The organism is Bifidobacterium sp. SO1, from assembly GCF_018555335.1.
GTDB lineage: Bacteria > Actinomycetota > Actinomycetes > Actinomycetales > Bifidobacteriaceae > Bifidobacterium > Bifidobacterium simiiventris.
Genome location: NZ_JAFEJR010000018.1, coordinates 18,557 through 44,128, shown reverse-complemented (window position 1 = coordinate 44,128; position 25,572 = coordinate 18,557). Strand labels below are relative to the sequence as shown.

Below are 25,572 nucleotides of genomic sequence, written 5' to 3'. Positions count from 1 at the left end.
AAACCGTATCCCCCAAACTGTTAACTGATCAGAAGATCAGAACAGATCATCCTCACTCGCCTTGCGACGGCGACGCGGCTGGAACTCCTCGTCCACATCCTCATCATCGTCGTAATCGTCTTCGACCTCCACCTGCTTACGACGACGGGTGGTAGAACGCTTGACCGGGCGAGCCTCTTCATCCTCGTCATCAGTGTCGTCAACATCCTCGACGGGCTTACGACGACGAGTAATCGCACGCTTACGCGGACGCGGTTCCTCTTCCTCGTCTTCATCCTCGTCCATAACGACAGGCTTAGCCTTGCGACGCGGCTTGGAGGCCACTTCACCAGTAGCCTCATCCACATCGATATCAATATCCTCATCATCATCTTCGGCCAGCAATGCAGCTTCAGCGTCAGACGGGGACGATTTCGCATTCAGATGATTGTCGCGCCAAGCGATCAGAGCCGAGATATCATCGTCGGTGAAGTCCTCATCGTAGGTGAAACCGCCGCTGCGAGTGCCACCGCCGACAATGGTGAGATTATCCAGTCGATAGCTGATTCCGCTGCCGCCGTTCGGGCTTTTCCAAGCGCTAACCGTGACGGACGCCTGCACATTCTGTCCGGGGTATACGAGTTCATCCCAAAAAGCCTTGATTTTCTTAGCTTCGGCATTGTATGCCTTGGCTTCCTCGAGATTCTTTTCGGCGGCGAGAACACGATTCTCCGCATCTTCCCGCTCTGTTTCGTCTGCCTCATCGGCTTCAATACGTGCATCTTCCAGCTCATCTTCCGCGGCTTTCAGTACTTCAGCAGCATCAAGCCTTGGCTTGGGAAGTTCTCGTAGCTGACCGGTTTCATCGATATAACGAATGCCAGGGCGACCTTTCTTCTCGCTACGGTTGAAGTTAACGTAATAATGGTTGGCTCGGTTCGGATACTTGTCGACCATGAGTACGGTCTTGTCGCCGTCGAGGATTTCGTCTTCGTCAACGTCCTTGAGTCCGTCGTGCGCCGCAAGTCGATCCTTCTTGCCCCATAGCCTAGAGTTGATGGCCTTTTTCTGCGCGTTTTTGCTGAGCTTTTTGAGGATTTCAACGGTCTGCATATGCTCGGGATTGTCTTTGTCGAGTAGAACGGGAAAACCGTAGGATCGGCCGCTGCCGCCACTGGTCTTTTCGGTCTTATTGTCCTTGTCGTTGACCTTATTGTCCTTGTTGTCGGTCTTGGCCTCGTCCTTGTTTTCCTTGAATGCTAAGGCTTCGTAGAGTTTGGGGAAGCCCATTTGGATGACGCGGGTTTTGGCGTGGGTGATGAGTTCGGTGGTCATGATGTTTTGCCTCCTTTGTGACAGTCTGGTTCCTGTTTTGTGGGGTTTGGGGACTGTCACGATCTTTTTTATGTGGACTTTTTCAATATAACACGGTGGGTGGACTGGCGGACAACCCATCAACCGTGACAAAAACTACAGCCGCTTAGGCGAGACGATCGGCAACCTTCGTGATACGACGATCATGATCCTTGACGCGCCAACCGTTCTTCTCATCCCAAACATACAGGAACGCCTGATCCGAACGCTTGAACATACGAAAGCTCAGCATAGGAGTTGACGGTCTGCGCCGGAAGAAACTCGCCGCGAGACCTATACGATAGCGTCCAATGCTCCCACTTCCCGAACTCCTTATCGTAACGCTCATGATATCCTCTCGGCGTCTCATTCTTGCGCGGGAACAGGTTTCGCTTTGCGTCCCAAATGAATCCGGGATCTTCGGGAACCTCTCCCAGCCAAGAGATATCGCCGAGGCTCATGAGCGATTCGATCTGCTGCCGATTCTGGTAGTGGTCGAGGAGTGTTTGGCCGACGCCTTCCAGATAACCGTCGTAGTGGCAGTAAATCCAACTGTAGGTGCCGTTCTGGTTTTTGATTGCGATTCCGCTGCGAGTGCTCATGGTCAACTACCTCGACCTTACGGTCGAGGCTTGTCCCTGCCCGGCAGTAACCATGGTTGGCATTCTCCTGTCGGAGAGTTGCCTCCTGCCTTTATTGCCCTCCCTTATTACTGGGGATGCTGGCGGAACATCAGGGGACGATTGACTGCGCCCCTCCATAATCGGCGTGCCGGTTATGGAATCCAACACGGTCATGTAGCCGCATTGGCGTATGTTCATCGCGGCGATCCGGTCGTCGTTCGACCGGTAGCCGCAGTTCGCGCACACGTATTCGTGTCGGGTCTTCCTCCTGTTCGCCTTCCTGACTTGCCCGCAGATCGGACAGGCTTGGCTCGTGTAGGCGGGGTCGATATAGACGACCGTATGCCCGTTGAGCTTGGCCTTGTATTCGATCAGCTGGCGCAACTGGTAGAACGCCCACGACACCTGTACGTAGCGTCGGCTTCTCTTCACCTGTTCGGTGGTGTTGCGGATGCCTTTCAGATCCTCCAATACGAGGAGCGTGGGCTGCTTGCACTGGTTGACGAGTGCCTTCGCGACCTGATGGTTCAGGTCGCTCATCCAACGGTTTTCTCGCCGGCCGATGCTATGCAGCCGTCTTCTCGCGCTTCGGGTCTGACGTTTCTGCAACTGGGTGCGCAACGCCTTGTATTGCGCGCGTTTCTGTGTCACCTCCTTCCCGTTGAAGAAGGATGTGACGCCATAGGAGTCGTAGGATACGGCGAGGAACCTCATGCCCAAGTCTACGCCCATGATGTTGCGTGGAATTTGGGCGTCGGGGATGGTGAACGTGACGGGAACGTTCAACAGCCATTTTCCGTTGCGCGACAGGAGCCGCGCCGTCCCATAGCGTCCACGCCGCCGGTCTTCCGGCACATGCGACCAGTCGACCCGTAATTTGATCCGACCGTCCAACGTGTTCACGCTGAACCGGCCGTCCGACAGGATCGAATAGTCGCGGTTCCACACGAGATCGTAGCCGGCGGACGTGTAGCGTGGAGCCTCTTTGGTTTTCCACGGGGACCCGTGGTTTTCCTTGATGGTCCGATAGTTGCCGATCACGCGAATGATGGCCGACTGGGCCATTTGAGCGCCCAACCCGTATTTGGAGCGGGTTTCCCGATAGGTGAGCTTGTTGAGTTCCTTCTGTTTCAAGGTCCGATGCTCGCGAGCCGTCCGGCTGACCAGATCACACGCCTGCAAATACGCGTCGCACGTACGGGATAGGAGAACGGATTGTCGGGCATCGGGTTGGAGGAGCAGCTTGTAGGTGAGCGTGATCTCAGCCATATGGTTGCTCCTTCCCGACAAACAGTAGACTTCAATAACATGTATCATTATAGCATATTATTGAAAATATGGGGAGGGGTAGGGCGCTTCCTCCCCGCCCTCACGGACGGGGTATCCGCGCCAACAAAAGGGATGAATCTCCCTGTTCTTTGGTGTTGCCTGGGTGGCAACGCTCTTTTATGTGGACATTCACATTATAACACAATGTTGGTATAAATACAGATTCCCAACCAAGCGACATTCCACCCACTACCATTCGATAACCTAAAAACCAGTCCATCCAAGCCAGAAGAAGGGAACGTAATGCGCCGAACGGCAGCAACGCTCATCACCATTCCACTCATAGCCGCCATGCCACTGGGATTAGCCGCGACGGCGAACGCCGCACCGGACACCGGGCAGACCACGAGCGTCACAGATTCCACTAGGCAGACAACCAGTACGACCATCAACTTGTCCACGATCGGCAGCAAAGACACCGACAAGAACCGCACTCAGCAGAGCTTCCAGTTCGAGAACGCGGACTGGACCGGCTACTACATTCGTCCCGGCATCAAAGCCAAGTTCAAACTGACGTTGACCACGGATGCGGCGCGGCCGAATGTCACGTGGGTGCATCGTCAGGTGGGGCGCGTGGATGAGAACAATTACGCGCAGGTTCGCGCCGTCGACGGTGGCATCCTCAAAGCGGGCGTGAACGAGATCGAATACGATACGAGCAACCGTCTGGTCGGTCAGGTGCTTTACATTCGCAACGACGGCGGCGACAAGGCCACGGTCACCGTCGAAAACGAGAACGGTTCCGACGGCAAGCCATCGCTCGGCCGATATCCGATATACGAGTACGATCCAGCCGATCCGGCCGCATTCTGGCAGTACTTGCAAGAGTTGCGCGACTATGTGACCAAAGGCGTCGACACGAAGGCCGGAGAGTTGAACACGAACCCGGCTTTGGGCATGGACGCGACGGCCATCACAGTGGGTCGCATGGTGTATGAGCTGCGTGCGGCGAAACTTGTGGACGTGTTGAAGGACATCACCACCGAGCAGCAGGCGGTCGATTGGATCAACAATGTCTACAAGGTGTCGACGGATCGTCTTGCTTACTTCGATCAGGTTCTCGGCTTCGACGCGGATGATACGGACGTAAAACAGCAGCCGACCCGGATGAAGATCGTATTGGAGTTGACGCAGAATCTCACGAATCCGTCGACCATGTTCGCATGGTTCACGATGTACCATCTGCCGGAGAGCGTGTTCCCCGGCGTCGCCACGAGCGTGGATGGTACGCACGGTTGGGGTAATGATCACGAGTTCGGGCACATGCTGGATATTGCGCCGTTGACCCGTGCCGAGGAGACGAACAATCTCATCAGCATGTGGGGTCGGCGGAATGCTGGCCTCGTGAAGATGGTCGACGGGTCGAAGTTTGCGACCGGCGTCTACCATACAGGCGTCCTGACGGCGCAGAAGCAGCTCACCCAGTACGTGAACGACCGGCTCTCGAACCCGAACGTCGAATCCAAGTGGGGTGACATTTGGTATGACGTGACCGCCCGATTCAACACGCTCCACTGGTTCGACCAATACGACTACTCGAACTACGATTACGGCAACGGTTCCGGCTATACGCGGGAACTCGCCCAGCAGGTCAACAAATACGGTGGATTGGGAGCCGTCTACCGGCAAGTGCGCCGCAACCCCGGCAAATACAACAACATCGGCGGCGTGTATGACGCGGCCGCACGCGCCTACTCGGACGCATTGGGCTTCGACATGAGCGAGGTCATGGGCAGGTACGGAATGACCGTCACCGACGCAACCAAGGAGTACACCTCCAAATATCCGAAGCTTTCGAACCGGGTCGAACTGTATTCGATCGACGCCGACGTGAAGGAAATCAACGGAGCCAGTCTGTTCGACAAGAAGACCTCAGCGCCGTCACTCACCACCAGCCGAAACACAGACGGCAATCTTACCGTCAAAGCCGCCTATCCGTCCGGTTCCAAGGAAGCAGCCACCGTTTCCGGATACATGCTGCTGAAGGACGGCAAGGAGATCGCATGGTCGATCGATGGCACGTTTACCGTCGATACGCCGAAGCAACTGCCCGAGTATACGGTCGTCGCATACGACAGTCGAATCAACCCATCCCCCGCCGCTACGGTGAAGACCACGGCGGACGTGAACATTCAGGTCGCCGCCACCGACAAGAGCAATGTGGACAAGACGACCGTACGGGTCACGCCGGATGATACGCGCAAGCAACCGTATGATGTGAAACTCTCTTACGGGAAGGCCACGTTGAAGAACCTTCCGCCATCCACGATCACGATCCTGCTCGACGGGTATACGACGACTCCGAAAACCGTTCACGTGGACACGTTGGACTGGACGGGCGGCAGCCTCCAATTCACCCTCTCCCCCACGGACGGCAAGTCCGCGAGCGCCGCGCTGCGTCCGATCGTTCATGGGGTGAAGGCTGATGATGGGAGTTTGGCGTTTGCGATCACTGATCAGAACATCAATTCGGACATTTACTATACGTTGGACGGGAGCGAGCCATCGGTCGACAATGGCATCCGTTACACGGGCGGCAGTATTCCGATTACGTCGAGTCCGCTCACGGTCAGGGCGATCGCCTACAAGGCCGGCAGGCTCCCCAGTCGGATCGGTTCGGCCACGTTCACGGACAGTCGTCAGGTTGCTGTTCATGATCAGATTTACGGTCCCGACTACGGGGTCGGCAACAAGGTCATGTTCAACGTCGGTACCTACAACGGAGCCGGACAGCTCGGCAAAATCTACGAGAAGGTCAGCAGTCTCAACGTGCCGGCCGGGTTGAAGATCACCCTGTATGAGGGTGAGAATCTGACCGGCACGAGTCACGTGTACACGTCGAAGGTGAACTGGGTCAACGGATACGGGTCGTTCCCGATCAAGTCGCTGAAGGTCGAAACCGTGAAAGCTCCGACGGCCACCGAAGCTGGCCTGCTTTCCTTCGACCCGGGTGCGGGCAACGTTATGGGCAGCATGCCGATCACCCAAATGTACCAAGACGTGACCGTCACCATCCCCGACATCAAGTACACGCTTTCGGGAAAGAAGCCGGTCGGCTGGAGCATCGACGGATGGAACAGCCAACCCACCAATGGATATCAGCCCGGTGACGTGATTAGTCCGACCGGTAAGAACATCATGCTCACCGCCCAATGGGCGAAAAACACGTACATCATCCGGTTCGACAGCAATGGCGGCACCGGCAGCATGAGTGATGTCACCGCGAACCTGGACGGAAAATCCACCATTCCGGACGCTTCGTTCACCCGTACCGGCTATTCGTTCGCCGGGTGGAGGCTGGCGGATGGTCGGATCATCCAGCCGGGCGAGCATGATGCGCTCACCGACAAGGCGGACGATACGGTCACGCTCACCGCCGTGTGGAAGGCGAACCGGCACACCATTCGCTTCGACAAGGGCAATGGAAACGCGACCGGCAGTATGACTGATCAGACCGTGGATTATGGGACCACGATCACCATCCCCGCCAACCAGTATCGGCTCGAAGGGTACACGTTCGCCGGATGGAAGGATCAGACTGGAAAAACCCATCTGCCGGACAGCAGGATCAAGGTCACCAATGATCTGACGTTGACCGCCGTGTGGAAGATCAACGAGTATACGGTCAAGTTCGAGCCGGGAGCGGACAAGACCACCGGCACCGTCACCCCGGTCAATGTCGAACACGGTCAAACCGTCACCCTGCCGGACAACAAGTATGCACGAACCGGATACTCGTTCACTGGATGGAAGGATACGGCCGGAACCATTCGTCAACCGGGCGACAAGATCACCGTCACCACCGGCATGACGTTCACCGCCCAGTGGAAGGCCGACGAGTACACGGTCAAGTTCGAGAACGGTTCGGATAAGGCGACCGGAGACACCGCCAGCATCACCACAACCTACGGGAAGACCATCACTCTGCCCGACAACGGGTATACGCTCACCGGGCACACGTTCACCGGGTGGAAGGATATGACCGGCAACATCCACAAGCCGGGCGAACAGGTCACCGTCACCGGTTCGCTCACCTTCACCGCCATATGGGAGGCAAACCAGTACAAGGTGAGCTTCGATCCCGGTGTGAAGGATACGACCGGCAGTATGACGCCGATCACCGGCACCTATGGTGGGAAACTGATGATCCCGTCCAACGCGTTCCAGCGCGTCGGCTACACGTTCACCGGCTGGAAGACCAGTGACAACACCATGCTCCAGTCCGGTGCCGAGATCACCGTCACCGACGATCTGACGCTCACCGCCCAATGGACGCCGATCAGCTACATGATCCGGTTCAACAAGAACGCAGATAATGCGACCGGCAGCATGGATGATCTCACCGCCACCTACGACAAGGAGCTTCAACTCCCGGCCAATGTCTTCACGCGGGATGGTTACACGTTCACCGGCTGGAAGACCACAAACAGCACCCTGTACAAGAACGAGACAACCGTACGAAACCTCACCGCGACCGCTGACACGATCATCGAACTGGACGCCCAATGGGAGAAAACTCCAATCGAACCGGATGATGATCAGCAGCCAACTACTCCGGAAGAAAACCAGCCGGAGAATAAACCAGACAATAAACCCACGCCGGATGATTCCAAGACCGAAACGAATGATCCAAATCAGGAGCCGGCAAGTCCGAACGAAAACCACAAGTCAAACAAGCCGACTGACTCCGACTCTCGAAAAGAAGAAACAGTCAGCAGAAAACTCGTTGAAACCGGCTCGGCAATCACTCTCGCCGCTTTCAGCGCCATTGCCTTGACCAGTCTTGCCGTTGCTGTGTTCGTGCTGAAACGCTGTTAGACGGCAATCCTGAATGAATGGGTCGGTTCGCATTTTTCTCTGTGAACCGACCCATTTTTCTATCGATCGTTTGATAGCAGGTTTTAGAGTTTTTTTAGAGTTTTGCAAAAAATACACACTAAGTTCAGATTGTTTTGTGTAGTAAAATGTAAGAAGTCCAACAAGGAGGCACCGATGGCACTCACAGTCAAAGAAAGAGCCGACGCGCTCCAAGTCGCCGCTCAAAAGGGCTCCCGGATCACTCTCACCGATCTCAGTCGCGGCAACAAGTGGCGTCAGGAACTCTCCGACAAAGGCATTCTGGAACTCGTCGACCGTTCAGACACGATGGCGTTTATCCTGTCCGCTGACGCGATGAAAGAACTGTTGGATGAACTCGACCGATCTGAAGCGGAACTGGAGACTCTTTCCGCCCAGGAATTGTTCGATGCAAGAAAGAACCGGACTACACTCCAATCCGGTCAGGCGTTGGAAAATACTGCGATCGCAAGTTTCGAGAATCGTAAGAAACAACTGCTCGGTATTCTCAAGGACGGTGAGAGTCAGCAGTGATCTCCGAACAGCAGATCATCGACGCGATCCGCATCATCAGCCAAATCGATGGGTTAGCGATGAATGCTGACGATCTGGTTGATGATGTCGTCCTCCTCGCCCAAGCATGGCCAGACGAAGAGGATTTTCAATCGGCGGTGCTTGCGGTCAGCAAAGCGTTGGAACAGTTGATCAACAAGCAAGTCAGTGGGACTCCATTGCTGTACCGGCTAAAAGGTTGGGACTCCTATCACTTCCAGCATCGCAAAGGACAACGTGAGAAAGCGGACATGCGAATCGTCTATCGGATCACCATCGACGGAATCGCAGTCAAAGGGTTCGGCGCGAGGCACAAACCGCAGGATTTCTACCGGCGAATGCTTGCGTCACGATAATGCGGCAGATTTCAGACAAGACAGAAACGGTAGGCTGCATGGTACTCGAACTGTCAGATTCTCCAAACGAATTTGATAAAGCAGGAGAGTGCTTTGACCATGATTCTGCCTGAGCGATGACTGCGATTATCAAAGGATAGCGAAGGCTTCCAATCATTGCCATTCGTTGTAGCGAACCGGTCATTGGAATGCTTGCGAGCGGTTCCGTTTCTCTTTACGGATGGCAAATGTTCCGGATCGTAGCCCATTGTCGTGTAAACATCCGGCTGATCCTCCTGACTCCCCTCATCGGGAACGGTTTCACTATGATCGTCAGGGGCATCGGGTTGGTCGGTATCCTCGCTGTTTTGCAATGCTTCGCTGGCGAGATAGATGGAATCGTCAACCTCTTTATCGGCTGAAGGACGGCTCTCGTCCACTGTTTGCCGTTCCGAGAGCGGATGTTCTTGCGGAGCAGGATTTTCTTCCAATTGCGGTCGGTCATCCGTGATCTCGTGATGCTTTCCTGTCGTATGTTCAGCCCATTGGGTTTCCAAGAACGTGACGTATTGTTGGCGGCTTAACTGTTCGGCATCGCTGAGACGAAGCATATCCTCATCCGTCAAATACCGACGATCCGGCTCGTTTTCATCCCGGCTCCCATAGTTGAGGATTCGGGCGGGGTCATCATCTGCCGCCGTCTGGTTGAACTTGGTCAGGTATGGTCGTCCGGCATCATTTCCAAGATTCTCCCAAGCGTCCACGTTCAGGTTCCGACGATGCTTCAGGTTCTCCCGCATGAACCGGTCGTGAGCTTCCCGGCTTGTATCCGAATCAGACTGGTAGTAGACTACCGGCGGCTGGAATAACAGTTCCACGGTTCGCCCGTCGGATAGGCGGACGTAATTGTTGCAGGATGCCATGATGTCGGCGAACTGTTGGCTTTCCTGCTCGTTCATCCCCCACTTGCGACCGCGTTCAGCGGCAAGCTGGCGGACGTATGATTCCTTCTCTTTACCGGACAGCATCCCTTCCGACCGTTCACTATCATCACGGTTCACATATTGGGCCAACTGTTGACCGCTGACGATCAACGCACCATTCTCATCCATAAACCGACCATACTGGTCACGATGCCGTTGACGTGCGATCTCCGCAAGCTGCTGATTCGTCATAATAGAAAAGCCCCTTTCCAAGTCCTGATTCGAGTTTAAGAACCAAGACCCAGAAAGAGGCTTTGAATAAGGAATCAAGAGCCGTCGACCGGATTCGAACCGGTGACCGGCCGCTTACAAGGCGGCTGCTCTGCCAACTGAGCTACGACGGCAAGCTAGGAGAATCAGTAGCTGCGGGGAAGCCGATTATACCCGTTCTTGTATGCCTTGTTGGATTCGATCAAATCAGCTTCAAGGTTATACAGGTTGTGGTAGCCGGAGTCCACCAAGTCGATCATCTTGATCTCAAACTGATCCCCGTTCTTATAATCGGCGTAAACATCGCCGTTCCCGCTTCCGTGGAAATGATCATAGATTCGTTGCGGCACATGCTTGGATTCACCGACATAGCATATGTCTTTCGTAATGTTGTGAATGATGTAACAACCGACGAATGAGGTTTTCTTCTTCCAATCTTTGATTTGGGGGAAAGAATCCTTCAATGCCAGAAAATCTTCGATACTGACGAACGATGATTCATCCACGATTTTTCGGAGACTCTTCAGCTTCGCGTTCCGTTTGGCGGTTTCGTTAATCCGAACTACCAAGCCGAATACGAAAACCACCAAAATCACAGCAATGAGTACCAACAAATAGTTGCCGGCATCAATATCAGACCAAATCATCCTTCTCCCTTCTTTTTTAATGGAGCGAACGACGGGAATCGAACCCGCATATTCTGTTTGGAAGACAGAGGGACTGACCATTGTCCTACATTCGCAAACGTGTCCCGTGCCGGGATTGAACCGGCGACCAACGGCTTATGAGGCCATCGCTCTAACCGACTGAGCTAACAGGACGACACGTGCTTCCGACTGGATTCGAACCAGCAACCATTGCTTTAGGAAAGCATTGCTCTATCCGCTTGGGCTACGGAAGCAGAAGAAAAGCAGAGCGGAGAGGAGATGAGGTGAGAGAAGAAAGCTTCTCCGCTCTGCTTTGTTGTTGATCATACCAACCGTGTGCGTTGCAATGTGATTGGAAGATGTTGGTATGGTCGCGTCCTTCCGGCTGGAGTCGAACCAGCATCTTTCGGTTTATGGGGCCGATGCTCTGCCAGTTAAGCTACGGAAGAGTTACGGTTGGTTTGGTTCACGTCAGCCGTCAAACCGTGTCGCATTCAACCGTGTACTCAAAGGGTGGTGTGAATGTGAACGGATTCGCCCCGTTTGAAAGAGTTGAGCAAGACCAAACGTGGAGAATCCTAGAGGCGAACATGGGAGTCGAACCCATCATGAACGGTTTTGCAGACCGTTTCCAACAGCCGGTTAGTGTGATCGCCGTACGCCCGTTTGTGTGACGCGAGTCGGGCGTGGACTCGTTTGGCGTTCAAACACAGGGTTGATGTTGCAGAAAGGCGATGCTAAAAAGATCAACATCAACCCCGAATGTTTGAATGTCACATGGTCGGACTTTCCCGATCCGACCTAGCTGCTCTGGCTGGATTCGAACCAGCGGTCTCCTCATCCAGAGTGAGGCGGATTGCCAACTATCCTACAGAGCAATACGTTCCCCTTCTAGGGTTCGAACCTAGAACGAGGGTTCCAAAGACCCGTGTGTTGCCAGTTACACCAAAGGGGAATAGACGTGGATTTGGGAGCGATCATACTAATGATGATCGCCCTTGCATCCGAACGTTGCCAACCGGAGAATCTGCTGACTGGGTTCAGGCACGGCACGCGCCCTATGTTCCGGCTGGCGGGAATCACAGTATGAGCGAGGGAAGGTTGATGCCAGTGTTTCTTCTCACCGATCATCCGGCCTTTCAACCAAACAATCGGTAGAAGAGTGAGTGCACATTGATTCCAGAAGTAACTGACATCATCGCACCGCTCATATTGCAAAGAAAAATTGGTTTGGGGTGAGAGAAAGTCGATTCCGGTAAAATGCCTCCGTGTATCCATCCGTTGCCGGATGGCGAAGGCTCGTAACCATTATGCGAGAAGTAACCGGAGTCTGCGCACCACCCCAAACCAATGGGCTACAGCGTTAGTCTAACGTATCCCACGGCCACCTGTTCACCGCATCGAAAGACAACAGGGTGAACGCTGTGTCGGACAAGCCGCCAAGGTTCACACGATTCCTATCCCCGAGGGAGAGGGCACCGTGATAGCCGGCGAGATTCCACACGTACAAGGGGATATCATGCGGAACCGCATCCTTGACCTGAACGGTGTCACCCCATGAGGTTTGCTCATCGGTGATAACGATCACCCGGTCGAACGGCCCGTATGATTCATACGCTTGTCTCGTGCTGGAGCCGACGTGCGTGCCACCGACCGGTTGGCCGAATCGGTCAAGCATGGCGAGCGGATCGTCACCTTCCAACAGGATCGGCTCATAAGCGTGATCTTCGAACGGGACTACCACACTGTTCGGATTCTTCAACCCCAATGCGCATGCGAACATGCTGGCCGCATCATACCGGGTGAGTGTACTCCGTTGGCTGAGCGGCCAGTCCATGCTGCCCGACCGGTCGACCATGATGAGGGTTCGTCCGGCCAGTTCCGGCACGTGCCGCAACGAGTATCGGCTTGCCTTCGCCAAATAGGGGTGGGCGATGTCCGGTACGTTACGGTAGGCGCTGAGGAAACTGATCGGCAGTGGAGCATATCCGGCTTCCTCCGGGTGGCTGATCCGTTCCACGGCAAGCCGGACCGGCTCACTGTCTTCACCACAGGCGGTGATGATGCGACGCAGGTTCATGAGCAGCGCCTGATATCCCATGTCGGGGATCAAGTGAAGCCAGATTTTAGAGGCGTCTTCCGGGTTGAGCGCACCCAACTGGCTGAAGATCGTCTCATGCGTCAACCGTGCCGAACGGATCATCTCCGTGGCGTTATCCCCGGTCAACGCGGCCAGCTTGTCGCTGGCGGTCAGCTTGTTGAATCGTTCACGGGCGGCGATCGCCGGCAATCCGGTGAGCAACTGTTCACGTTCCTCGTCCGTATGCTTGTTGACGATCAGATCGAACAGCTTGTCCTGATGCTCGTCTTTCGGAGTGGGGTGAGTCAACCGGATCGCATCCGTCAACGAAACTGGCCCTTTTTCGGTTTTCCCATTCCACTTCAACCAACCATTCTCCGACAAGCTGGCGAGCGCGTCTGCGACGCCTCGTTTGACCGGTTTCGGCAAAGTGTTGTAGGTGGTTTTGTAGGCGTTCAACAGGGCTGGGCCTTCGTCTGGGCGACGGATCGACGCGCTGATGAACTGTCGATTCCCGCCGTTCAGTCCCTTGGCGAGTCGGGCGTGAACCAGTGCGATGGCGGTGAGTTGTGCGACGGTTCGCAAGCCGCCGTCGCCGCGTAGCCATGTGATGAGGTTCAGGCACCAGTCCGAGTCGTCGCAGACTTTGGCGGCGAGTTCTTCGAGTCGTTGCCGCGTGTCGGATGCGGTCTCGTAGAAATTGTCTTCGTTCAAAAACGAGGCGCACAATACGAACAGTTCCTGTTGTGGTGTGCGTTGGACGGCTTTACCGCCTTCATACGTGTGGGTTGTTGGCTTGCGGTTGATGCTTGCCATGTGTTTGTCCTTTCATGCACCAGCCTATGTGGGCTGAGAATAATTGGTTGCGGAGAGTACAGGATTCGAACCTGTGGAACCAGATGGTTCTGCTGCTTTCGAAACAGCCGCACTCGACCACTATGCGAACTCTCCAAAATGTTTTGCGACGCTGGGATGCCTCTATTAACAGAGAAGAATAGAGTCCATGTGGCAGCGCATCCCATCGTTCCCCTATCGGTAGCTGCGAGAACAGGGGCGGCGTTAACGTCGCAAAAGCGGATGGTGCGGGAGTCGAACCCGCCACGGTGTTACCCGAACCTCATTAGCAGTGAGGCGCTTTAGCCGCTCAGCCTACCATCCATGTGCGGTTTGTGCAGGATTCGAACCTGCGCCCCTGACGGGGTATCGCTTTCAAGACGATTGTCTTCGACCGCTCGACCAACAAACCGTTTTGGCATTCCCGTTTTCATGTTCACGGTCAATAGGTTAGAGTCTGTCCGAATCTTATTGTGGATAAAATTCGAGGTGACCATGAACCGGGAAACGGGAATGCCAATAGGGAAGATCCCATCCGGCTAACGGTTTTTGGAACGTTGGTTTATGCTCGTTTGGTCAAGGGACTATTGCTCGTTTACGGTATTCGTTCAATGTCCGAAAAACATTCCAAAACAGTCAGCCTATGGCTATCTTCGAGTGCCTTTGACTGGATTCGGACCAGCGACACGAAGATTAGAAATCTTCCGCTCTATCCAACTGAGCTACAAAGGCGACGCCGGTTTTTGTTCCCTACCGGACCGGCGGCCGGCTTTTGGTACCACTCCTAGCGGTGAGGAAAATCAACCCAAAAACTCTCCCTGCTACGAGTGCGGGATGTCGGCCGCATTCGAGTTCCAGCCGACATGGATTAACCAGACCAGCGCCGTGTGTGAAAGGAGGCAAAAGCTCTAAGCACTGGCTTCGAATGCGTGCCTTCGGTGGGACTCGAACCCACAACAACCCGGTTCCGTAGACCGGTGCTCTATCCATTGAGCTACGAAGGCAAAAGATAATGATGCAAGGACGGTGCAAACACGGAATGTTCGACTTGATAGTGCATCATCATCTCGCACGTCCTCGTGGATTCGAACCACGCTTTCACGGCCCCACCGGGAAGTAAAGCCGCTATGTCTTCTCCCTGTAAACGAAGGACACACCACCGGATTTTCCACGATCATCCGGCATGATCACGCGTCAGTCTCCACCGTCATGATTCCAACGGCGAGAACGGGTGGTAAAGGAGGGAGTCGTACGTTCTCACTTCCTATAGTCGAATCGTTGATCAGACGAATCGACTCGTGCTGGATATCGGTACCGCCCCGATAATGAAAGAATCAAAGTCCCTACTTTATTGTTGGACTAATCCAGCTTGAACCACTTCGAATGTTTCGCGTAGCAAAGAACAATCGAGGATTCATTAAATGATCGGAGTCATACGATCCATCTCGTTGAAAGTCGAAATCGAATTCCGAAGCTTCCTTGCGGCTCTCACCGCATCCTCTAAGTTGATGTATTCTCCGCCATGATAGCTGATTCCTTTTCGAACTACATCAACAGACCATCGTTTATCAGATGTCGACCAACTTACATTCAGATGACCACTTCTACTATTGGTGGCCTCAGCGATGTTCTGCCGGTTCAGCTCTGGAGTGCAAAGCCTGAGATGATTCGGATTCACGCATTTAGGATTACGACAAATGTGATCAATCCATAAGTCCTCCGGAATATATCCATTGGCAATGCGATAGGCGACTCGGTGGGCACCGTACGTCTGTCCTCCCAATCCGAATACGCCGTATCCAACTCGCAATGAGCCGGACCATTCTCTACATCTATGCCGATCATCCCAACATGTCTTAGACCAGAAACGTATCGAATCAGCAGCAGAAATTGGCTCGTTAAGATCGTGTCTGCCACCCCCGTCCTTAACCGAGACATGCGGGATTAAATGCTCCGGGTTGAAGCATAATGGATTGCCACATATGTTATCCAGCCAAGCACAATCACCTTCATTACCATATGCCAGACGATAGGCGACACGTTTAAGCGGTATTTGCTTCCCATCGATAGTTACAGCAAAGAAACTGCATGTATTGTTCGGCACGATAAGACATCCATCCAAATTAGGAATGGTCATTGAATGAAAATCTTCCATGTCGAATGTTCGATGATGGCAAAGCCGATGAATAGGCTTGCCGTAATACCACTGCTGATAGTGACCGGTGCAATATCCTCTAGCAAGGGTTTTCTTATTGCAACCGGGATATGAGCATATTCCCATATCGACCTCTTGTCTTAAACTATGAAATGAACAGATTGTTCTTGGTTAAGTGCCCCCCGTGGGATTCGGACCCACGACCACAAACGGATTAAAAGTCCGGTACTCTGACCGCTGAGCTAGAGGGGCAAGTGCCTTCGCGTGGAATCGAACCACGGCTCACGGTGCTTCAAACCGTTGCTCTACCAACTGAGCTACAAAGGCGTGGAGCGAACAACGGGGGACGATCCCGCGCCTCAACCTTGGGAAGGTCGCGTGCTGCCGTTACACCATGTTCGCGTTGATCTCTTTTTGAAGCACGTGGAGATCATCACGTGTGCCATCGAAAAGGCGGAACGACCCCCGCTCAATGTTCTGATAAGGAGTCGAAATGGAACATTGAGTTGTCAGATTCCGCTATCTCGGTCTTCGTACTCTCGGCGGGATTCGAACCCGCACTGGATCGCTTTTGAGGCGATCGCCTCTACCAGTTGGGCTACGAGAGCGTTGACCGGACAGTAGTGTGATTATTGTGACTGTCCGGTCGTGTGTCCAATAAAAGAGCAGGAGATCCTACTCAAGTTAGGGTTGATGGCAAACGTTTGCGATCAACCCTAGTGCCTTCAACGAGGTTCGAACTCGTGACCTTCCGCTCCGGAGGCGGACGCTCTATCCACTGAGCTACAAAGGCGATAAGGGAATCCGATGGAAGCTGAGAAGGAGAAAAACCGGAATTCCCTTGGAGCCGCTGATCGGGTATGATCCGGTGACCTATCGCTTACGAGGCGATTGCTCTACCAGCTGAGCTACAACGGCGAGTGGAAGCACGGGGGCCTAAAACTTAACAGGACGACATTAGTCTCGTAGTTACCCATGCTTCCTTGTGCTCTCGACTGGATTCGAACCAGTACTTGATAGATCCTTAATCTATTGCCTCTACCAGTTGGGCTACGAGAGCGTGAGCCGGCCAGAGTGTGATTGTTGTGCTGGCCGGCCAGTTTGTGTCCCATAAAAGAGCAGGAGATCCTACTCAAAATACCCTCGCGAATCCAATATTCTTGAGGGTGGTGCCTTCGGAGGGATTCGAACCCTCACTTGCGGCATTTTGAGTGCCGTGCCTCTACCGGTTGGGCTACGAAGGCGAAGGCTGACAGTCGGATGGGTTCGGAGTATCCGATCGTCAACCCCGCATATTCCACATACTCGAAAAGATGGTCTTTCCGATGTGACGGCAATACGATAGGAAGAGAGAATAGAACCTGTCATACTGCTTCGTACCCGTGTCGGGAATCGAACCCGACCGTCGCACCGTGACGGGCACCATCCCAAACAGCCTAAATATATTTGGAATGAGTTTGGGATAGTCCGATAACAATTGCCCTCACGTTTGTACCCAGTGAGGAAAGGCGTGTGAACTGGATGGGAAACCGGTGTTCTCAGAGGAAGTGGAGAATCAAAAGCTTATCTTCCAATTCACTGGTTGAGGATGCTCATCCTCCCCATGGTTGACGTGACCGTCTGATGGTTTGGTGATCATCTTCGCACGCCGAGCAGGAGTCGAACCTGCGCCTGTGGTTTTGGAGACCACTGTTCTACCATTGAACTACCGGCATAAATCCATGTCGGCCAGTCCATTCGGAATGCTGGCCGACATTCGTCGGATTGACAGGATTTGAACCTGCGACCCCATGCTCCCAAAGCACGTGCGCTACCAAACTGCGCCACAATCCGAAAGTGGTTGAGACAGGACTCGAACCTGTGTTGTGCCGTTAACTGTCGGTGATTTACAGTCACCTGCCGTCGCCGCTGGGCCACTCAACCATGCATCCTGTTCGCCATGACGCCGGCCGGATGCGCGCCGTGCTACTCAAGGAGGTTTCTGCCAGAGTCATGTTCCGGCATAGTGGAGCTGGGCGGAATCGAACCGCCGTCTAGGACAACTGTCGATCATGCTTCCTATCACGTGCGTCACCCGAGCTTGTATTGTCGATTCGCCACCCGACTGCTCGGGAAGGAGACGAATCCAGTCGAAATCTTTCATGATCACCGATCCGGGTGTCCGACGAACCCGACCGGTGTGATCCTTGCTGTATTTTGATGCCCGTTCCCGCCTAGCATGCGGATCAGCAGACGATATGGAACAGGTAGCCTTCGCTAACGCCGATTAGGCGGCGAGCTGGAAGGCGCGCTGAGAATTGGTCTTGGCGCTTATTGGTTGACGCGTGTTGATTACGGTTGTCTGACGCGTCATCTCTCCGACACGTAGCATGATTTTCCGGTTTCCTATCGAAAACCTGTCAGCCCCATGCGCGTCGCCGGCAGCTCTCACCTACTGGCGGCGCTTGGAAAATTTTGTTGTCACTCTTCTGTTGTCAAACGTTTGCGATGCTTCCCAGTGGAGGGCGCTCACCTTGTTAGGGGTGATGCCGCGCGGGGGATCACATGGTGCCTTGCCTGATCGTGGGTCAGGTGGAAGCCTTTGCTGCTTCTCAAGGCTGTGTTGCAGGTGTTGTCGTATTGGTTTTCTCAACCTCTTGTTTTATGTGGACGCATTCAGTATAACTCATAGGTGGATTTTGTCAAATCTATTGGAATACCAACGTTTTTAGAGCGTGTCGCACGAAAAGATACAAGCAAAATCAGCATTGCGAAGAGCAGACAAGTCGATCGGATGATTGGAATCATCCCGGCATTCCGCGTACACTAGCCCCATGCCCAAAAACAATGAGGAAGCAAAAGGCCAACTGGTTCTCTTCGACAAGGTGGAAACACTCGCCGACATCGAAGCCCGCGAACCGGACAGCAAGGAAATCTGGTACGGTCATAGCATCCTCACCAGCACCCTGTTTCCTGCGACCCAGCCGAAACCCGATGTGGATTTCGTCAGCAAGGACAACGGCACCGTCGAATACTTCCTCGAAGCGGGCATCGACTCGGAAACCCGGTCGCGTCGATTCCCGTTCGGCAAATATCCGCGTCTGATCATGGCTTGGATGGCGAAGCAGATTCGCGCCGCCGGCAAGAAGAAAACCGAAACCGTTGATCCGGAAACGAAGACGATCACCATTCCTACGCTCTACCAACTGTGCGAGGACATGGGCATTCCGCGCGGAGGACGAACCAGTGAAGCATTGCGAGAACAATTACGCCTCCTGTTGGCTTGCCGGATCAGCGTGCGCCGCACCACTGGTTTTTCCGGTCGTCGTATTGACGACACCGTGTACCTGCCGATAGTCAAAGCCGTTCGTAGCGTGCATGATACGAAGAACTCCGATTACTCCGGGGCAATGTTCGTACTGACGGATGAAGTGTATGAACGTTTGAAGAACGAGTCAGCCCCGTTCGACACTCGAGCCGCAAGCCTCCTGTTGAACGGGCGTAGCGTCCTGCCGTACGACGTGTACGTGTGGTTGACAGGTTCCATGCACCGTTTGAATCATGATACGCCGATCGCTTGGGATTGGCTGTTCGACCGGTTCGGCGACGGTATCAGCAGCATGAAGGATTTCAAGCAGAAGTTCCGTCAGGCCATCGACCGGGTGAGGGAAGTGTATCCGACCGTGAACGTGGAGATTCCAGCTCGCGGATCGGGGATCATCCTGCATCCGTCTCCGACCTCGGTGGCCCCTCGCCGCAAGCCGGGCGAATTACCGAATCAAGTCGGCGACGATACCCCACGTCTCTGATGGGTGGTGAACCGTTATCGGCGACGATAGTCCACTATTCGTCTGCCGGTTGGCGATGAAACCCCACTAGGGGGTTAGCGGAAAGAGACGATACCCCACTATTGGAGGATTGAAAGCGACGATACCCCACGTGTAGGCCGGGAAGCGGACTTGTCTTATGCTCTTTAGGCGGCGATACCCCACTATTTTCCCGTCGAACATGGGATAACGACGCTTACCCTCGCATGTCCGGACTATTCGGTCTTTTACTGTCCGGAATCGTTGAAAACGTTGATATTCCAACGATTCTCAGCTTCTCATCCTGCGATTAGTGGGGTATCATCGCCATGCATGGTGGGGTATCATCGCTTTACCGTGATCTGCCATCCACGCCTAATGGGGTATCGTCGCGTTCGTTTTGGGGTATCGTCGCGTTGAAAATGGGGTATCGTCGCCGTCGACGTGGGGTATCGTCGCGGATCGGATGGTCAAAACCTTACTGGCGTAAGGGCAAACCCTCTCCCCTTATAGTGATATACCTTTATAGAGTTTTCATAGCCGATCCCAACTTGCCGAAAACAGTCCGTTTAACTGGAAACAGTCCAGTTCAAACGGAAAGAGGCATCATTTGAAACTCGTCAACAAACTCGTCGGCCTCTACTACACGTACCGGCGCATTATGTGGCTGATCGGCATTATCTCCATGCTTGGCATCCCGTTGGGTGGGTATGGAACTTATTTCTTTCGAATGTTCAATACTCGTCGGGAACTCATGACCGATAACCCCGAGTTGGCGAACTCGGAGCCGATCGTGGACCCGTTGAGCTGGCTGACCGGTGTCACCGGTTCTCTGGGTGGTGTTTTCGGCGTGCTCACGTTGATCGGCTTGATCTTCGTGATCCTGTTGACCGTGTTGCAGTGTCTTCGTTTTGTATCGGATCGGACGAAGATCAGCGGTACGGATAAGGAGGCGGCGAAGAACGACAAGGCTCGTAGGAAGATCGAGGAGGATGACCTGTTCGACGACTACGGCGAAACAGACTGATTGACGAGGAAAGCGACGAAACCCCACTAGATCGACCTTGATCCAGCGGGGTTTCTGCCGCTCCTATCGTACGACTGTCCGGCAGATGCCAGTCCTCTGACTGATCACCCGATACTGGGTACGGCAAACGGTCGGCCACCCGTTGTTCGTGTCATCCGTGAGGAACGCGTGATCTACCATATCCAAATGCCGGTTCGCCGCATCGGTCATCTCCTGATCAAGATTATGGGTGATCCGGGTGAAGAACACGCCTCTGTCATCCACTCCCCCGAGCATCAGTCCCCTGTCCAATCGGGATTCGACCACACGGTGAACCATCGTCCCATCCGCCTGACGCTGGTAATAGTGGAGACGACTGTCCAACGGCATCCAATCGTTCAACCCGAACCGTTTGATGCCCCGCTTGTCCGTGTAAGCGACGAGCTGGGCGCGGATGCGAAGCGTATCTCCGATGCCAATGGTGAGCAGTCTGCGTCCACGCTGATTGTGTGGTTCTATCAATCCCGGTTCGACTCGCACGTTTTTCCTGTAGCAACCGAGCCAAATATGCGAGTCGATCGGTGTACGCGACCCATCCTTGTTGATGACGTGCGGGAACATGAGACAGATTCGGGCGATCCGATCGTTTTCCAAACCGTTGCTGCGATAGTCCACGACTTGTCCTTCGACCGTATATTCGAGGACACCGTTGTCGACCTCGTGGTCGGCGTTGAGGAACGCTCGACGTGGATTCGCGCCCGTGTATTCGATCTGCTCGTCGTAGAACTTCCTGTATTCCAAGCGAAGCTCTTCCACCTGCCAGTCGGATCGCACCTGATGCTGCAAACCGAGATATGACTGCCAGCCAGTTTTCCATCCGGCGGTTTTGCGTGGGATCGGCACTCGTCCGTCCAATGGTACGGTCGTCCAGATTTCCGGATTGTAGTTGCGCTGATCGTTGATGAGAGCGAGTGTTTTCTTGGATGGTTTGAAGTTCGTGACCGGTCTGATCCAAAGCGTGTTCGACATCAGATCGTCCTATCCGAAATAACGACGGTCGGATAGTTAACTGCGGACGAGGGCAGATTAACATATCTGAGAAGCTGCTGTTCCAACATCCGATCCGGGGTGAGAAGCGTCGGCTGGAGGATGATCGTCTTCCACGAGGATTGTTCCCCGTTCCACATGCGCTCATACTGCTGCAACTCCAACAGATAGCTTTGCGGTTTGGTCTGACGGTAGAGGAAACGATAGTCTTCGATTTTGCCGACCGGAATATATTCCGCGTCAACGGTTTCGAGCATATCGATACGGGTTGCGTTTTCGCCGTCTTCCTCCCGCTGTTCGAGATAGGCGAGCACTTCAGCCGAGCTGAGGTTGTCGGGCGCATCGTCCAGTTCGAAGCGGGTTTGCATGGTTTGCTTGTAGTCGCAAATGTATTTGGTCATTGAGTTGCCTTTTCCAAAATTTTATGTGGACAGACTCAATATAACATTATTTGCGGGCGGTCTCAATCCCCAGATCGTTCAGGATCAAAGACGCGATCATCGGCAACGGCAAGCCCGAAACGTTTTCTTCGACCACAGCGGAAAACCTGACGGAATTCAACTCTCCACGGACGAAAACAAGCTCAACCGACCGACCGGACGGGTACCGGCGCAACCGAACCGATTGACGCCCGTCTTCACGCGCAACATGGTCGTCGCACTCCCACAGCACATACTCGGAACGGGCGTCGGATCGGATCAGCAAGTCGACCAGATCCTCCGCGACATGTCGTGCCGCTATGTCAAATGATTGATGTTTCAACGTTCCTGACTTTTGTCAATCGACGAAAACGACGCTCATCAGGTCTCGTTTCAACCCCAGTTGCCGGCAGATGTCCTGCTCCGCCTGACGGAAAGCGGAAGGGTGATTGCTGTCCGCTCGATCGGACGCGAGCACGGTTCCGCTAATAAGATTGGACCATGACGAATCTTCTTCAGGTGCTTTAGGGTTCTCGAGCTGTTCTATGTTGAAATGGTATCGGAGGACGCCTTCGCTGAGATGTTCGGGCTGAATATGGTATTTGATCCGGCATTGGTACATTATTAATTCCTCTTTGTTGTGTGGACTCAAGCAGATTAACATAAAATGATGTTTTCAACAACCCTGACCTTTCCCCCACACAACGAAAGCTTTGCATCAAAAAAGGGTGTCGACGGTTTTGAAACCATCGGCACCCCTAAACAGTAGCTAAGCCGAAAACTACTTCATCCAGAACTTCCGGGTGGCGGCAAGAGCGCCGCCGATCGACGCGAGAATCGCGGTGATTCCGGCGGCGATGCTCACGGTCGAACCCGTGGAAGCGAGGTTGTCGGCCGTGTTGTTCTGATCGTCGGACTTGGCGTCATCCTTGGTCTTGTCGTCCGAAGCCTGATCGTCGGTTTCGCAGGCGACGCCATCGCCATCCTTGTCCAGCTTCTCGGAGTAGCCGGTCTCACCGCGCTTCATGTTCGTGAAGCCGGCTGCCTTGGCGGCGTCGCAGTTGGCGAAATCGTTGTCCTTGTCCGTGTCCGTTGGAGTGTTGTTGTCCTTGCCGGTGTTGTCCTTATCGGTCGTCGCGCCACCATTGTTGTCGGTCGGAGCGGTGTACTTGTCGAACGTGACAGTACCGGCACCCTCCACGTGAATGATGTTCGTGTCGGCGACGGCCACATGGTCGACGCTCTTGCCATCCTTATCAGCGAACGCGATCTTACCGTCCTTCGTGATGGTCGCGGAGTAGAGGATGTCAGTGTCGGCGATTGCGCCATTCTCGTCGGCCTTGGATGCGATGACGATCTTACCTTCCGGCTTCTTCGCGTCGGTCGCTTTCCAAGAGGCGGTCCAATCGCCTGCCGGTAGGTTCAGATCCTTCGCGGTCTTGGACGTGCTGTCGGTGACGGTCAGCGTTACCTGTGTGGTCTGTTCCGGCTTCGTGGTGTTGTCGTCCGGCTTGTTCGTATTCGTACCGCCGGTCGTGTCCTTCACCTGTTCCAAGTGGAGGATGCCGAGATCTGTATCGCCGACCATGGTGATGTACGCGCCGGCCGGCAGGGTGATGGTCTTCTCCGTAATCGGCTTGGACCCGTTGGACGGCTTCCACCAGTCGGTGTTGATCTCGAACGACTCATACTTGGCTGAATTCGATGGGCCGAACACGCCGTTCTTGTCAACCGTGGAACCGGTGTACCAGCCGCCGTTCGCGGCACCCAACTGCTTCTTCGACTGGTCGGCCGTGTACGTGATCTTGTACGTGCCGGGCTTGACGCCGACGTACTGGGTCTGCACCGTGTACGGGTTGTTCTTACGATCCGTCGGGTTCATTGCGGTCGGAACATCCTTGTCACTGTTGACTGCGACGATGCCCAGCGAAGCGCCGATCGTGGTGCCGGCTTGCGTGGGAACCTTGGACAGGTCGAAATCATATTTGACCGTAGTCTGGTTATCGTTCTTGTCCGGAGTCGGCGTCGTGGTCGCAGTGTCCTTGACCGGGGTGAGCGTGAAATCGCCAAGCTGAGCACCGTCCGCCTTCGGTACGACGAGAACGTCGCCGGCTGCGAACGTGATCTCCGTGCTCTTGCCGTCATCCAGCGTGCCGCGAACGGTCTTCGTTGAATCGTAGTCGATGACGCCATCCTTGTCGGCGGTGGCACCCTTGAGAATCGAATAATTGCCCTGATTGGCTTGGGTCTTCGCGTCGGTCACCTTGTAGGACAGCGTGTACTTGCCGGCCGGGAATCCGGTGAGACCGCCGGGCACGGTGTTCTTGTCCGGCTTTGGAACCGAATGGGTCGCGTCGGTCGCAAACCAGCCGGACGTGCCCTTCAGATCCTTCTGGCTGATGGTGATCGTCTTCGCGGCAGTCGTGTCGGTCTTGTCGGCGGCTGGAGCGGTGACCGTGGTCTGGGTTGCCGGAGTGGTCGTGTCAGCCATCGCGGCTGCTGGGAGCATCGCGCCACCGGCGAGCAGTGTGCCGGCGGCGACGAGAGATGCGATGAAACGCTTGTGATCGAGTGAAATCTGCATCAGTTGACTTCCTTCTGAAACCATGTTTGGTTTCGTTGACAATGTTTTGGACTTCTCCCCCATCAAAACCTCTCAACGAGCAGACTTGGACGTTGAAGTCGTTCCACCATTCAACCTATGGGTGTCGGCGGGTTGATTTTCGTTGACTGGGTAAAAAATCCGAGAATTAACTTAGAGAAGCTTTCGTGGAGCCGTTTACCGCGAAGCATTGGGGTTCGTTGAAACCGATCCACGCGATGTTGTGATGCTCCCAAATGTTCAAAGTAAGATTCTTGCCGACGTAGAGTCTTCCGTTCGTATCCGCGTTGACTTCCATGCCGCCTCGCGGGATCAGGATACTGCCGGGGAACATGACGCCGTTGCTCGTATTGTTGGATAGCAGGCCGTCTGATTTGTTTCGATCGACTTCTTTGAACCATGCGTAATGCATGGTCAATCCGGTTGCGTTCGGCAGGTTCCAGATGATCCGGCTGGCGATGCTACGGAACCTGTCGCGAGCCGCGCCACGGTCGCCGACTGGAGTGGAATAGTCTTGACCGTTGACCCAGATTCGCCATCCCGGATACCAGTCCATCCCGTTTTTGCCGTACAGGTTGATGATGATCGGCTGGCCGTCGGGAATGTTGTTGAAGGCGAGACTCCATTGACGGATGCCGAGTTTGCTTTTCTCCACTTCCAACGTGTTCATGTTGATGTTGAACACTTGACGTTGCTGTGTTCCGTCGCCGGTGAAGGTGATCAAGCCTTCATCCGAGATTTTGAGGGTCTGATATTCGGTGCCTTGTTTGATGGAATAGAATTGGCTCTGTTAAACC

At 54.3% G+C, this 25,572-nt stretch carries 17 protein-coding genes, 23 tRNA genes and 1 other RNA gene; 5 read left to right on the top strand and 36 right to left on the bottom strand.

All coding sequences use genetic code 11. The features are described from left to right. Positions 1-36: 36 nt before the first annotated feature. From JS541_RS12215 to JS541_RS12205, 3 genes are all read right to left on the bottom strand, one after another. Positions 37-1,314 carry a DUF2815 domain-containing protein gene (locus JS541_RS12215; RefSeq protein ID WP_214374760.1) on the bottom strand — a complete coding sequence of 426 codons (1,278 nt, stop codon included), beginning with the start codon at positions 1,312-1,314 and terminating at the stop codon, positions 37-39. A gap of 212 nt (positions 1,315-1,526) precedes the next feature. Further along, positions 1,527-1,934, bottom strand: a complete 408-nt coding sequence (locus tag JS541_RS12210; RefSeq protein WP_214374759.1) for a hypothetical protein — start codon at positions 1,932-1,934, stop codon at positions 1,527-1,529. Between the two features lie 6 nt (positions 1,935-1,940). After that, entirely contained in the window at positions 1,941-3,224 is a 1,284-nt protein-coding gene (locus JS541_RS12205; protein WP_214374758.1) for an RNA-guided endonuclease TnpB family protein, read from the bottom strand. 303 nt (positions 3,225-3,527) lie between these two features. Between JS541_RS12205 and JS541_RS12200 the strand changes: the two genes are divergently transcribed. From JS541_RS12200 to JS541_RS12190, 3 genes are all read left to right on the top strand, one after another. Further along, complete coding sequence (locus JS541_RS12200) at positions 3,528-8,102, top strand: InlB B-repeat-containing protein (RefSeq protein ID WP_214374757.1); 4,575 nt, start codon at positions 3,528-3,530, stop codon at positions 8,100-8,102. A gap of 174 nt (positions 8,103-8,276) precedes the next feature. Next, the gene (locus tag JS541_RS12195; protein ID WP_214374756.1) at positions 8,277-8,654 is read left to right on the top strand and encodes a hypothetical protein; all 378 of its coding nucleotides are present in this window, start codon (positions 8,277-8,279) and stop codon (positions 8,652-8,654) included. Next, entirely contained in the window at positions 8,651-9,028 is a 378-nt protein-coding gene (locus JS541_RS12190) for a hypothetical protein (RefSeq protein ID WP_214374755.1), read from the top strand. The genes JS541_RS12195 and JS541_RS12190 overlap by 4 nt, the downstream gene beginning before the upstream one ends. A gap of 53 nt (positions 9,029-9,081) precedes the next feature. Here JS541_RS12190 and JS541_RS12185 read toward each other — a convergent pair whose 3' ends face one another. The 28 genes from JS541_RS12185 to ssrA form a co-directional block, all read right to left on the bottom strand. After that, positions 9,082-10,182 carry a hypothetical protein gene (locus JS541_RS12185; protein WP_214374754.1) on the bottom strand — a complete coding sequence of 367 codons (1,101 nt, stop codon included), beginning with the start codon at positions 10,180-10,182 and terminating at the stop codon, positions 9,082-9,084. Positions 10,183-10,261: 79 nt separating this feature from the next. Continuing rightward, positions 10,262-10,334, bottom strand: a tRNA-Thr gene (locus tag JS541_RS12180). Between the two features lie 12 nt (positions 10,335-10,346). After that, positions 10,347-10,847, bottom strand: a complete 501-nt coding sequence (locus JS541_RS12175) for a GIY-YIG nuclease family protein (RefSeq protein ID WP_214374753.1) — start codon at positions 10,845-10,847, stop codon at positions 10,347-10,349. Positions 10,848-10,867: 20 nt separating this feature from the next. Further along, positions 10,868-10,942, bottom strand: a tRNA-Gly gene (locus JS541_RS12170). Positions 10,943-10,947: 5 nt separating this feature from the next. Beyond that, positions 10,948-11,021: transfer RNA gene (locus JS541_RS12165), tRNA-Met, on the bottom strand. Between the two features lie 6 nt (positions 11,022-11,027). Beyond that, positions 11,028-11,101 (bottom strand) — tRNA-Arg (locus JS541_RS12160). 122 nt (positions 11,102-11,223) lie between these two features. Further along, positions 11,224-11,296 (bottom strand) — tRNA-Met (locus JS541_RS12155). A 356-nt stretch (positions 11,297-11,652) separates the two neighbouring features. Next, positions 11,653-11,725 (bottom strand) — tRNA-Gln (locus JS541_RS12150). Between the two features lie 5 nt (positions 11,726-11,730). Then, a tRNA-Gln gene (locus tag JS541_RS12145) sits at positions 11,731-11,802 on the bottom strand. Between the two features lie 408 nt (positions 11,803-12,210). Further along, entirely contained in the window at positions 12,211-13,743 is a 1,533-nt protein-coding gene (locus JS541_RS12140; RefSeq protein ID WP_214374752.1) for a VWA domain-containing protein, read from the bottom strand. A gap of 50 nt (positions 13,744-13,793) precedes the next feature. Next, positions 13,794-13,878 (bottom strand) — tRNA-Ser (locus JS541_RS12135). A gap of 123 nt (positions 13,879-14,001) precedes the next feature. Then, positions 14,002-14,085, bottom strand: a tRNA-Ser gene (locus JS541_RS12130). Positions 14,086-14,090: 5 nt separating this feature from the next. Next, positions 14,091-14,173, bottom strand: a tRNA-Ser gene (locus JS541_RS12125). A gap of 246 nt (positions 14,174-14,419) precedes the next feature. Then, positions 14,420-14,493 (bottom strand) — tRNA-Arg (locus JS541_RS12120). A gap of 198 nt (positions 14,494-14,691) precedes the next feature. After that, a tRNA-Arg gene (locus tag JS541_RS12115) sits at positions 14,692-14,765 on the bottom strand. A gap of 413 nt (positions 14,766-15,178) precedes the next feature. Beyond that, positions 15,179-15,916 carry an HNH endonuclease signature motif containing protein gene (locus JS541_RS12110; protein WP_214374751.1) on the bottom strand — a complete coding sequence of 246 codons (738 nt, stop codon included), beginning with the start codon at positions 15,914-15,916 and terminating at the stop codon, positions 15,179-15,181. Between the two features lie 176 nt (positions 15,917-16,092). Further along, a tRNA-Lys gene (locus JS541_RS12105) sits at positions 16,093-16,168 on the bottom strand. A gap of 3 nt (positions 16,169-16,171) precedes the next feature. Beyond that, positions 16,172-16,243 (bottom strand) — tRNA-Phe (locus tag JS541_RS12100). Position 16,244: 1 nt separating this feature from the next. Continuing rightward, positions 16,245-16,318: transfer RNA gene (locus JS541_RS12095), tRNA-Gly, on the bottom strand. Positions 16,319-16,450: 132 nt separating this feature from the next. Further along, positions 16,451-16,524 (bottom strand) — tRNA-Leu (locus tag JS541_RS12090). A gap of 112 nt (positions 16,525-16,636) precedes the next feature. Next, positions 16,637-16,709 (bottom strand) — tRNA-Arg (locus JS541_RS12085). A gap of 49 nt (positions 16,710-16,758) precedes the next feature. Further along, positions 16,759-16,834: transfer RNA gene (locus tag JS541_RS12080), tRNA-Thr, on the bottom strand. A gap of 68 nt (positions 16,835-16,902) precedes the next feature. Continuing rightward, positions 16,903-16,976: transfer RNA gene (locus tag JS541_RS12075), tRNA-Leu, on the bottom strand. Between the two features lie 107 nt (positions 16,977-17,083). After that, positions 17,084-17,160 (bottom strand) — tRNA-Leu (locus JS541_RS12070). Positions 17,161-17,560: 400 nt separating this feature from the next. Continuing rightward, positions 17,561-17,631 (bottom strand) — tRNA-Trp (locus JS541_RS12065). Positions 17,632-17,675: 44 nt separating this feature from the next. Continuing rightward, positions 17,676-17,749, bottom strand: a tRNA-Pro gene (locus JS541_RS12060). A gap of 4 nt (positions 17,750-17,753) precedes the next feature. Beyond that, positions 17,754-17,839, bottom strand: a tRNA-Tyr gene (locus JS541_RS12055). A gap of 80 nt (positions 17,840-17,919) precedes the next feature. Continuing rightward, positions 17,920-18,323, bottom strand: a transfer-messenger RNA (tmRNA) gene (gene ssrA / locus JS541_RS12050). A gap of 406 nt (positions 18,324-18,729) precedes the next feature. Here ssrA and JS541_RS12045 point away from each other — a divergent pair. Together JS541_RS12045 and JS541_RS12040 are read left to right on the top strand one after the other, a co-directional pair. Next, positions 18,730-19,704: a replication protein RepA gene (locus JS541_RS12045; RefSeq protein ID WP_214374750.1), complete on the top strand. Its 975-nt coding sequence runs from the start codon at positions 18,730-18,732 to the stop codon at positions 19,702-19,704. A 751-nt stretch (positions 19,705-20,455) separates the two neighbouring features. Next, on the top strand, positions 20,456-20,728 hold the full coding sequence (locus JS541_RS12040) for a hypothetical protein (protein ID WP_214374749.1): 273 nt from the start codon (positions 20,456-20,458) through the stop codon (positions 20,726-20,728). A gap of 63 nt (positions 20,729-20,791) precedes the next feature. Here JS541_RS12040 and JS541_RS12035 read toward each other — a convergent pair whose 3' ends face one another. From JS541_RS12035 to JS541_RS12015, 5 genes are all read right to left on the bottom strand, one after another. Further along, positions 20,792-21,736, bottom strand: a complete 945-nt coding sequence (locus JS541_RS12035; protein ID WP_214374748.1) for a hypothetical protein — start codon at positions 21,734-21,736, stop codon at positions 20,792-20,794. After that, positions 21,736-22,155, bottom strand: a complete 420-nt coding sequence (locus tag JS541_RS12030; protein ID WP_214374747.1) for a hypothetical protein — start codon at positions 22,153-22,155, stop codon at positions 21,736-21,738. Before JS541_RS12030 ends, JS541_RS12035 begins: the two co-directional genes overlap by 1 nt. A gap of 46 nt (positions 22,156-22,201) precedes the next feature. Then, positions 22,202-22,516, bottom strand: coding sequence for a hypothetical protein (locus JS541_RS12025; protein WP_214374746.1), 315 nt, complete (start codon positions 22,514-22,516; stop codon positions 22,202-22,204). Positions 22,517-22,954: 438 nt separating this feature from the next. Then, positions 22,955-24,757 carry an excalibur calcium-binding domain-containing protein gene (locus JS541_RS14900; protein WP_240539354.1) on the bottom strand — a complete coding sequence of 601 codons (1,803 nt, stop codon included), beginning with the start codon at positions 24,755-24,757 and terminating at the stop codon, positions 22,955-22,957. Between the two features lie 166 nt (positions 24,758-24,923). Beyond that, positions 24,924-25,514: a choice-of-anchor A family protein gene (locus tag JS541_RS12015; protein WP_346428314.1), complete on the bottom strand. Its 591-nt coding sequence runs from the start codon at positions 25,512-25,514 to the stop codon at positions 24,924-24,926. Positions 25,515-25,572 lie beyond the last annotated feature (58 nt).

What these genes read in the sequence shown, in the direction of transcription:
- JS541_RS12185 (WP_214374754.1), bottom strand. Translation starts at nt 10,182, where the DNA reads ATGACGAATCAGCAGCTTGCGGAGATCGCACGTCAACGGCATCGTGAC.
- JS541_RS12045 (WP_214374750.1), top strand. Translation starts at nt 18,730, where the DNA reads ATGCCCAAAAACAATGAGGAAGCAAAAGGCCAACTGGTTCTCTTCGAC.
- JS541_RS12030 (WP_214374747.1), bottom strand. Translation starts at nt 22,155, where the DNA reads ATGACCAAATACATTTGCGACTACAAGCAAACCATGCAAACCCGCTTC.
- JS541_RS12035 (WP_214374748.1), bottom strand. Translation starts at nt 21,736, where the DNA reads ATGTCGAACACGCTTTGGATCAGACCGGTCACGAACTTCAAACCATCC.
- JS541_RS12140 (WP_214374752.1), bottom strand. Translation starts at nt 13,743, where the DNA reads ATGGCAAGCATCAACCGCAAGCCAACAACCCACACGTATGAAGGCGGT.
- JS541_RS12175 (WP_214374753.1), bottom strand. Translation starts at nt 10,847, where the DNA reads ATGATTTGGTCTGATATTGATGCCGGCAACTATTTGTTGGTACTCATT.
- JS541_RS12110 (WP_214374751.1), bottom strand. Translation starts at nt 15,916, where the DNA reads ATGGAAGATTTTCATTCAATGACCATTCCTAATTTGGATGGATGTCTT.
- JS541_RS12215 (WP_214374760.1), bottom strand. Translation starts at nt 1,314, where the DNA reads ATGACCACCGAACTCATCACCCACGCCAAAACCCGCGTCATCCAAATG.
- JS541_RS12200 (WP_214374757.1), top strand. Translation starts at nt 3,528, where the DNA reads ATGCGCCGAACGGCAGCAACGCTCATCACCATTCCACTCATAGCCGCC.
- JS541_RS12210 (WP_214374759.1), bottom strand. Translation starts at nt 1,934, where the DNA reads ATGAGCACTCGCAGCGGAATCGCAATCAAAAACCAGAACGGCACCTAC.
- JS541_RS12040 (WP_214374749.1), top strand. Translation starts at nt 20,456, where the DNA reads ATGACCGATAACCCCGAGTTGGCGAACTCGGAGCCGATCGTGGACCCG.
- JS541_RS14900 (WP_240539354.1), bottom strand. Translation starts at nt 24,757, where the DNA reads ATGCAGATTTCACTCGATCACAAGCGTTTCATCGCATCTCTCGTCGCC.
- JS541_RS12195 (WP_214374756.1), top strand. Translation starts at nt 8,277, where the DNA reads ATGGCACTCACAGTCAAAGAAAGAGCCGACGCGCTCCAAGTCGCCGCT.
- JS541_RS12205 (WP_214374758.1), bottom strand. Translation starts at nt 3,224, where the DNA reads ATGGCTGAGATCACGCTCACCTACAAGCTGCTCCTCCAACCCGATGCC.